Source organism: Waterburya sp. (assembly GCF_058530065.1).
In genome coordinates this window covers 1-8,548 of the sequence record NZ_JBZNBU010000261.1, presented here as the reverse complement: position 1 = coordinate 8,548, position 8,548 = coordinate 1, and the positions used below count along the sequence as shown (strand labels likewise).

Below are 8,548 nucleotides of genomic sequence, written 5' to 3'. Positions count from 1 at the left end.
TTCAGCTTGCTTTGGAGAGGAACAAAGAATTTTGGTCTAGCAATCAATTTGCCTGTACTCGTAGCTAAAAATTTCTCTAGCCCTAGATCTATGCCTAGTGGTTCGCCATGAGGCAAAACACTCGGAACAGATACATCTAACTTGAGAACCAACATTGCATACCAGCCTGAAGCTCGTCTAACGACTCTAACCTGTTTTAGTTCAAATCCTTCTGGAATATCTCTCGATTGGTGCATCTTAACCCAACCAATTTTAGGTAACTTAACTGCACCTTTTTTAATGGGCTTAACTCCCATCTGTTTGAAGTTAAAACACCTCATCCGACGAGTAGACTTGAATCTTGGGAAACCGTGTCCTCTGTCCCACATGGCAACAAAAGCATTTTCTAATCGCTTTAATGTTTCCTGTAAGACGTAAACGTGGACGCTCCCTAATTCTTCAAAATCTTTTCTCGCTTTTGTTAAAGCCTTGGATTGACTAGCAAAAGTAGGACGCTTTGTGTCCGCAGGTATGATGTATTCTTGCTGGATGTTACAAGCATTGATTTCGCACTTTCTTGAATTTACCCATACCTTTCTTTCTGCCAGTGCATAGCCATGTAGTTTAAATTACTGACAATCTACCACAATGGTAACGCTCGGGTGTAGGAAATAGCAAAATCCCTACCTGTTGGGGACATAAAACCGAACCTGGTTTCTCAAGATTGATTTTATAATTACTGGTGTGAGTGAAGAACATACCAGATGACTCACGGTTTAATTATCAATCGCCTTAAATTGCGACTTACCAAGTTTTGGAGGTATGAACCATGTCTTTAATTCGTTGGAAACCCTTTGCCGAAATTGACACTTTACAAAGGGAAATGAATAGCTTATTCGATCGCCTTATTCCTAGGGATTTTGAAGTTATGGGTTGGGGTTTTGTCCCAGCTGCGGAAATGTCGGAAACCCCAGAAGCAGTGATTCTCAAGCTAGAAATTCCTGGTATGGATGCAAAGGATATCGATCTTCAAGTAGCAGCAGAATCTATTGCTATTAGTGGCGATCGCAAGTCTGAAACTACTACTGAAACCGACGGTATGACTAGAAGTGAATTTAGGTATGGTAGTTTTCGTCGAGTAATTCCTTTACCTGCAAGGGTCAAAAATACTGAAGTAAATGCGAAATATAAAGACGGTATTTTGCACTTAACTTTACCCAAAGCAGAAGTAGAAAAAAATAAAGTAGTCAAAGTCAATCTTAGTTAATTAAAACTTGGCAAAAAAAACATATTTTGTAAGGGCGAACGACTGTTCGCCTCTAACTTATTACTTAACAGGAGGTGAATGCTACAGTGCCAGCAACGGATTTTAAAGACTATTACAAAATTTTAGGAGTTAGTAAAAGCGCATCTCCTGATGAAATAAAACGGGCTTACCGCAAATTAGCCCGAAAATATCATCCCGATCTCAATCAAGGAGACAAAGAAGCCGAACAGCGGTTTAAAGAAGTTAACGAAGCTCAAGAAGTACTCTCAGACCCAGAAAAAAGAGCTAAATACGACCAATACGGTCAATATTGGCAGCAAGCTGCGACGGGAACTCCTCCTGGGGCTGGTATGGGGGCAGATTTTTCTCAATACGCTGGTTTTGAAGACTTTATTAACGAACTATTAGGACGATTTGGCGGTATGTCTGGTGGTATGGGTAATGGCACTCGTACTCGTACCTATTCTTACAATACCAGTCGCCCTGAAGGATTTGGCGGTTTTGAATCTGCTTTTGGTGGTGGATTTCCTAATATGCCAGACTCAGATATTGAAGCAGCAATTACTCTCTCTTTTTCCCAAGCCTTTCATGGCAGCGAACAACGCCTGCAATTAAACGGAGAAACTATTAAAGTACGAATTCCTCCAGGGGCAAAACCTGGAACTAAAATCCGTCTCAAAGGTAAAGGACAAACTAACCCCTACAATCAACAACGGGGAGATTTATATTTAAAAGTCAGCTTGAAACCCCATCCCGTATTTAAGTTAAAAGGAAATAATATTACCTGCGAAGTACCGATTTCCCCAGTCGAAGCAGTATTGGGAACAGAGATAAAAGTGCCTACTCCCGACGGTAGCGTAACCATGAAAGTCCCAGCAGGAGTGAGTTCGGGACAGTCTCTAAGGTTAAAAAATAAAGGTTGGAAAACTCCCCAGGGCGATCGCGGAGATCAGATAGTCAAGCTCAAAATTGTTACCTCGAAAAACTTAACCAGGAAAGAGCGAGAACTATACGAAAAGCTGCGTCAAGCTAGTAGTTTTAATCCCCGTAGTAGTTTAGAAAATGTGCGTTTGTAATCTTCTAGATTGATGGCTTCTTGAATAGACTTCTGGCATACGCCAGGATAATCTCTTAGTATGGCGATCGCCGTTGATTAAACTTCAAAAAAAAAGGCGATCTAGTAAAGATTAAAGTATTTTAGATTACATTATAAATCTTGCTTATGTATGCTGAACAACTCTTTGATAATAATATTCCTCTAATTTTCCCCAGATATTAAGCAGTTATCCACAGCAATGTATAGTTGCTCGGAAATTAAAACTAAAAAAATCGTAGATTATCCGTAATAATACTGGGTTCAAACTAACTGGTAAAAATATTTTTTCCCCAATACCAACCGATACAAATATCAAAACTCCAATTATAAATAAAGCTGATAGAGTTTATTTATCGAGTCTAAACGAGCCTATCATCAGTCAATATATGAAGTCCCAACCAAAGAATGTAACCCTAAGTGTCGAGATAGATGAAAAAATCTACCAATGTATGCAAGATTACTTAATCTCTAATTCTCAATGGAATGTACAAGCAGTTTTAAATGCAAGTTTGTCCTTATTTTTAATTCAAAATCATCGCCAGATTGATTCTAAGGACTATAGAGCTTGTTCCCAAAAGTATATACATTCTATTTGCCCCCTCTCCCAGCAATATTCTCAAAACTGAAGAAATGTAACATATAACTCCAGGAAAATTTAGGATTGATCTAGATTAAAACTTTATTTGTCAATTTTAAATAATTAATAAAGGGCTGCAAGCATTAACTTACATGGCTTGTGGCTTTTTTTGTGTCTAAATAAACTAAAATCAGACTTAAAGAATTAAATGTCAATTTTTTTCAAAGGCGTTTTTGAATTTTAAATCTTACAAATTGTTTATTTAATCGCAAAATTGCTACCTTAAAGCAAATTTAATTAAAATTAGGCATCTCAAACTCAAAACCTAATAATTAAGCCTATGGTTAATTCAATCGAGAAAATTATTACCACAGAGGATTTAGATGTTTCCTGTTGGGTTAAAACTCGTAACTCTCTGGCTTCCAAATCAACTTTTCTGTTATGGGCTGGTTCTGTTTACGCTTTTGTCCCTAATGAAAAGAAAAAACACTTGTTTAAAATTGTGGGTGTTAGTGTTAGTCGCTGTCTGCCAAAGGGCGATAATAGTTGGGATTTCACATCTCGTGAATTAACCTATTATCTCGATCCTCATACTGAACAAGTAGTTCATCAGTGGCATAATCCTTGGACAAATGAAACTTTGCCTGTAGTTCATGTTGCCAATCACCAAGTTCAAGGTTTGTTTAAAGGCAATTTCCCCGCTCAAGTTAATGGCGAGACTACAACTTTTGTCTTCGATCTATTTAGTGACTATCCTAATCCTTTAGCAGGAGATGCTAGATTTATTGAGTATAGTCCTCAAGCTACTTATCAAGCTACAGAATTATTTAAGCTAACTGTTCCTACCGCAGAACTCCACGATCGCAATATTTCCGAAGTGTCTCAAGTAATTTTAAGTTGGGATCGGATTGGTCCTTGGCTACCTTGGATGAAAATGGGTAATAAGCCTGGACAACTAATCTATAGTGCCCATGGTTGTAAGATAAATGGTTTTAACGAACTACCCAAGTGGCTGCAAGCAGAAATTAACGATCGCGTTCCCTTATATAAAGATGCTCCTGCCCAAAAACTAGAAGCAGAAAACATTACTTCTTGGAAATATTTTCAGCAATATTTTGCCGATTATTTAGCAGGGGCAAGATTTCCTTTACCAACTAACTAAACGTGAGTTAGGAGTTATCTGCAATTATCTTATTTCTTTTAGGATGCCATCGATTGCGATCGCATTCTGAATCCCCGATAAGTTCTAGATAGTACAAAAGTTAACCTTGACAGGGGTAGTGCTACTACCCACTACCCACTACCTACTACGACTGTATAGATAATAGCATCAGTTAACAATTCGATTGGACTTTTGCCAGGTATAGCTTGAGCTACTAATATTCTGCCTTGCCCCTCTGGGGTCAAATCAATATCAAGCTTTGCGAATTCTTGCTGAATTTAAGATATTAGTTGGATTATCAAAAGAATCAAATGATAAATCTACTACTGTTGTGTTGTTTATGCGACAAAAGTAAAACTATATCGACGATTATCGCTTGTATTTTTTTGTAACACAACAGTTTTTCTGCTTAAACTATACTTTATTTAAAGTTAATTCAAGTAATATGTTGGCACTTTTGTTTTAAACATAATTTATCTTGCGATTGACTGGGGATACTTTACTCACTTTTTAATCTTGTTTAACTAATAGTTTCCAAAACTGGAGTGCGATCTTTGCCTATATGTGGTTCGATTAAATCTGTTTTTTCTTGAGGAACGACAAAATTGTTAGCACAATCAAAATCATCTAGATAAAATTTACCATCGATAAATTTATAAATATCGTAATTCCATTCTTGTAATAATTGGTGAACGCGATCGCCTGGGGCAATACCTTCAATTAATAAAATAGGACGATGGGTATTAATAGTATTTTGTCCTCCTAATAATACTTCATATTCAAATCCTTCTACATCTATTTTGATAAATTCTGGTTCTAGATTAAAACTGTCAAGAGTTTTAATTTCAACACCTATTTTAGTTATTTCTAATTTATTTTCATCAAAAAAGTAAACTGTATCATTATTAAGCCAGCTTCCCGCTTTGGCGCGATCGCAAGAACCTAAAGCCGTCATCACTTTGCCATTATAAATAGGATAGTAAAAATCTAAAGCAGCTTCTTTATCTCCAATACCCACAGGAAAATATTGAAAATCACTAAATCTAGTTTTTAATTTATCTAAATAAGGATAATTAATGGGATTGGGTTCAAAAGAGATAACTTTGGCGTTAGACTTGAGGGTGAAAAATGATAGTGCTGACATTCCGACATTCGCACCAATATCGAGGAATAGCTGGGGACGATCTTGGCAGATTAATTCAAATGCCTTGAAATCGGGTTCGTGTACTTTTCCTAAATAAAAATTAATAAAATGTTTGTTTTTGAGATTGTGAATTAAATCGTAAACTTTGGGCGAGCGTAACAATAACGAACGGACTAATTTGTTCATGATTTTTTGTCCAAACTCAGTAGGGTAACAAAATAACTTTCTATCATAATAGTGTTTGAGAAAAAGCTTTGACAGTAAAAATACACTTTTATCTTTTTATGTCAGTTAAGTTCAATTGATGCAAGTATTAAAAATAATAATTTACCCCTAGCAGATTCTGTTAAACCCCATTGCTAAGTTCGCGATGAGTATTTTTAATGACTCAGATAATCGATAGTAAACTTAAATCTCGCGAAAAAAATTTAAGTTCTGCTTAATATTTACGTTTTTTGTCAGATAATAGAGGCGATGATTGTAAATTGAAATTAGAAAGAGAGTGAAAAAGTTAATTCGCGGTCTAGATAAGTTTAAGGAAAAATATGTTAGTACTCACCAAGAGCTTTTAGAACAACTTTCTCACGGTCAAAAGCCTAGGGTATTATTCATTACCTGTTCTGACTCTAGAGTTGCTCCTAACTTGATCACCGATACAGACGTGGGAGAATTATTTGTCATTCGTAATGCAGGTAATATTATTCCTCCCTACGGTGCAGCCAATGGGGGTGAGGGTGGAACTATTGAGTATGCCATTAATGGTCTGGATATCGAACAAGTGGTAGTTTGCGGGCATTCCAACTGCGGTGCGATGAAAGGGCTATTAAAGCTCAATAAGCTACAAAAAGATATGCCTTTGGTTTACGATTGGCTCAAACACGCAGAATCTACCCGTCGGATGGTGCAAGAAACCTATCCCCACTATGAAGGCGACGATTTAATGGAAGTTTTGGTAGCGGAAAATGTCTTAATTCAAATAGATAACCTTAAAACCTATCCCATAGTCAGATCTCGAATTCATCAAGGAAGACTAAAAATCTATGCCTGGATCTACAACATCGAAACAGGAAAAGTTTTAGCCTACGATGCCCGCACCCACACTTATATTCCTCCTGAAGGGCAACTATTAGAAGAAGAAGAAAGCATACGCCCCTATGCTGCTTGTCGGACGAATGAAGAAGCTTTAATTCCCGTCAAAAAAGAACTAGAAGCATTGCTCAAAATCGACCCAGATACAGAAAAAGCAGCTAGAGAAGCAGAGCGAACTCTGCTAAGGTTATTCGACAAAGCCCGCCGTATGGGCATGAATAATATTGAGTTGCAAAACTATCACTCTTTATTCTCTGAGTCAGTGCAGCTTTGGGCAGAAAAAATTTACGCTCGCGCTTAGAAATAATTAAATTAAAGAAATCAATAAACATAACTCTTATGGAAGTCATTCCTGCAATCGATCTCCTAGATGGTAAATGCGTTCGTCTATATCAAGGGGATTACGAGCAAGCATCAACTTTTAGCGAAAATCCTGTAGAAGTAGCCCGTCAATGGGCATCGGAAGGAGCTACCAGACTCCATGTAGTAGACCTAGATGGAGCAAAAGAAGGAAAATCGGTCAATTTATCGGTGATAGAAGCGATCGCCAAAGCCATTGATATTCCCGTACAGGTAGGAGGCGGTTTGCGCGATCGCTCTGGAGTAGCAAGACTGCTAGAAACTGGGGTACAAAGAGCGATTTTGGGTACGGTAGCTGTAGAAAAGCCAGAGTTAGTCAGGGAACTATGTCAAGAATTTCCAGATCGCATTGTAGTGGGGATTGATGCTCGCAATGGCAAGGTAGCGACTAGGGGTTGGTTAGAAACTTCTGAAGTGGAAGCCACAGAATTAGCCAGTCGCATGGTGCAAGCGGGAGCAGCAGCGATTATTTATACGGATATTCATCGCGACGGTACGCTTTCGGGTCCAAATATGTCAGCATTACGAGAATTAGCTGAATCTATTACTATTCCCGTGATTGCTTCTGGGGGAGTAAGTTCTTTAACGGATCTGTTGAGTTTATTGAGTTTAGAGCCTGTGGGGGTAACTGGCGCGATCGTCGGTAGGGCGATTTATACTGGGGATGTCGATCTCAAAGAAGCAGTTAAAGCAGTGGGAGATGGACGCTGGCAAGATGTTCCTCCTTCTAGCAATACGGGATTGTGTTAAGAAGTAAAAACGGTACGGGCTGTTCGCGAACAGCCCGTATAGAAGCTTTGGTTTTTTAGATATTGGGATATGAAGAGAATTGTAATTTTCTCTCTTTTTAAATCGCTCGATCTCAGTTTAATAGTTATCTTGGGCTATTTGTTATTGGCAGATCGTCAAGCAATTGGTAATCCTTTATCTAATTCTCCCGTACCCAAAACCAATCACACTTTAAGTTCTAAAGATGTTCCCGAAACAATTAGTGTCAGTAAGTTTGAGATTATTGGCAATCGAGTTATTCCCCAAGTAGATATCGATGCAATTCTCAAGCCCTATTTATATCGCCCCATTACTTTTGCCGAATTATTAGAAGTTCAAGAAGCAGTTACACAACTATTTGTTGATCGCGGTTACTTTACCACAGGTGCTTATATTCCACCCCAGACCATGAGCGATCGCACGGTTAGGATCGAAATTATTGAGGGTAGGATTAGTGAAATTAGGATTTTAGGTTTAACCAAGCTCAATCCAGAATACGTACGCAGTCGAATTGCGATCGCCTCAAAGCCTCCCGTACATCGGGAAAGATTGTTTGAAGCTCTACAACTGTTGCAATTAAATCCTTTGATAGAAAAACTTTCTGCCGAACTATCTGAGGGAGTCGATCCAGGAGAAAACTATCTCAAACTAACTATTACTGAGGCAGACAGGTTCGATGTCACTCTGGCGGTAGAAAATAATGGAGCTACCAGTGCGGGTACTTTAAAAGGCAAAATAGAATTAGAAGACCGCAATTTTTTGGGTTTTGGCGATACATTTCGAGTAGCATACGGTCAAACAGAAGGTTCTCGCTCTTTAGACAGACTGGAATATCTTACGCCCATCGGAGCGAGAGGAACTTTGGTTAAATTTCTCCACAGTCGCAGCGACAATCAAATCATTGCCGAACCTTTTCTCCCTCTAGATTTGGAGAGTGAAAATCGCGATTATAACTTTACGCTGATACAAAGGGCGATCGAATCTCCCCGCAATAACCTATATTTTACTTTTGGCTTTAACTACCATCAAAGTCAATTTACCTTAATGGATCTTGGTTTTCCAGATTTAGCTAGAGGTTTGGACGATAGGGGAGAAAATGCTACTTC

Annotated in this window: 8 protein-coding genes and 1 pseudogene; 7 read left to right on the top strand and 2 right to left on the bottom strand. The window is 38.3% G+C overall.

All coding sequences use genetic code 11. From position 1 onward, the window contains the following. Positions 1-296 (bottom strand): annotated as a pseudogene (locus AC33VI_RS15820) (RNA-guided endonuclease TnpB family protein); the annotation flags it as partial. Between the two features lie 512 nt (positions 297-808). Here AC33VI_RS15820 and AC33VI_RS15815 point away from each other — a divergent pair. From AC33VI_RS15815 to AC33VI_RS15800, 4 genes are all read left to right on the top strand, one after another. Beyond that, complete coding sequence (locus AC33VI_RS15815) at positions 809-1,246, top strand: Hsp20/alpha crystallin family protein (RefSeq protein WP_491783234.1); 438 nt, start codon at positions 809-811, stop codon at positions 1,244-1,246. An 86-nt stretch (positions 1,247-1,332) separates the two neighbouring features. Further along, on the top strand, positions 1,333-2,322 hold the full coding sequence (locus AC33VI_RS15810; protein WP_491783233.1) for a DnaJ C-terminal domain-containing protein: 990 nt from the start codon (positions 1,333-1,335) through the stop codon (positions 2,320-2,322). A gap of 406 nt (positions 2,323-2,728) precedes the next feature. Further along, on the top strand, positions 2,729-2,968 hold the full coding sequence (locus AC33VI_RS15805; RefSeq protein WP_491783232.1) for a DUF2811 domain-containing protein: 240 nt from the start codon (positions 2,729-2,731) through the stop codon (positions 2,966-2,968). A gap of 291 nt (positions 2,969-3,259) precedes the next feature. After that, a complete protein-coding gene (locus AC33VI_RS15800; protein ID WP_491783231.1) occupies positions 3,260-4,081 on the top strand; it encodes a DUF1838 domain-containing protein in 822 nt (273 codons plus the stop codon). 520 nt (positions 4,082-4,601) lie between these two features. On the opposite strand, the gene AC33VI_RS15795 is transcribed toward AC33VI_RS15800, so the two are convergent. Beyond that, entirely contained in the window at positions 4,602-5,411 is an 810-nt protein-coding gene (locus tag AC33VI_RS15795) for an FkbM family methyltransferase (RefSeq protein WP_491783230.1), read from the bottom strand. A gap of 316 nt (positions 5,412-5,727) precedes the next feature. Between AC33VI_RS15795 and AC33VI_RS15790 the strand changes: the two genes are divergently transcribed. The 3 genes from AC33VI_RS15790 to AC33VI_RS15780 all read left to right on the top strand — a co-directional run. Further along, positions 5,728-6,615, top strand: coding sequence for a carbonic anhydrase (locus AC33VI_RS15790; protein ID WP_491783229.1), 888 nt, complete (start codon positions 5,728-5,730; stop codon positions 6,613-6,615). Between the two features lie 38 nt (positions 6,616-6,653). Further along, entirely contained in the window at positions 6,654-7,424 is a 771-nt protein-coding gene (gene hisA / locus AC33VI_RS15785; RefSeq protein ID WP_491783228.1) for a 1-(5-phosphoribosyl)-5-[(5-phosphoribosylamino)methylideneamino]imidazole-4-carboxamide isomerase, read from the top strand. Between the two features lie 69 nt (positions 7,425-7,493). Then, a partial coding sequence (locus tag AC33VI_RS15780; protein ID WP_491783227.1) for a ShlB/FhaC/HecB family hemolysin secretion/activation protein occupies positions 7,494-8,548 on the top strand: 1,055 nt, incomplete at its 3' end.

Bases quoted from the DNA above. Each gene is read 5' to 3' on its own strand.
- AC33VI_RS15815 (WP_491783234.1), top strand. From the start codon at position 809: ATGTCTTTAATTCGTTGGAAACCCTTTGCCGAAATTGACACTTTACAA.
- AC33VI_RS15805 (WP_491783232.1), top strand. From the start codon at position 2,729: ATGAAGTCCCAACCAAAGAATGTAACCCTAAGTGTCGAGATAGATGAA.
- AC33VI_RS15800 (WP_491783231.1), top strand. From the start codon at position 3,260: ATGGTTAATTCAATCGAGAAAATTATTACCACAGAGGATTTAGATGTT.
- AC33VI_RS15795 (WP_491783230.1), bottom strand. From the start codon at position 5,411: ATGAACAAATTAGTCCGTTCGTTATTGTTACGCTCGCCCAAAGTTTAC.
- hisA (WP_491783228.1), top strand. From the start codon at position 6,654: ATGGAAGTCATTCCTGCAATCGATCTCCTAGATGGTAAATGCGTTCGT.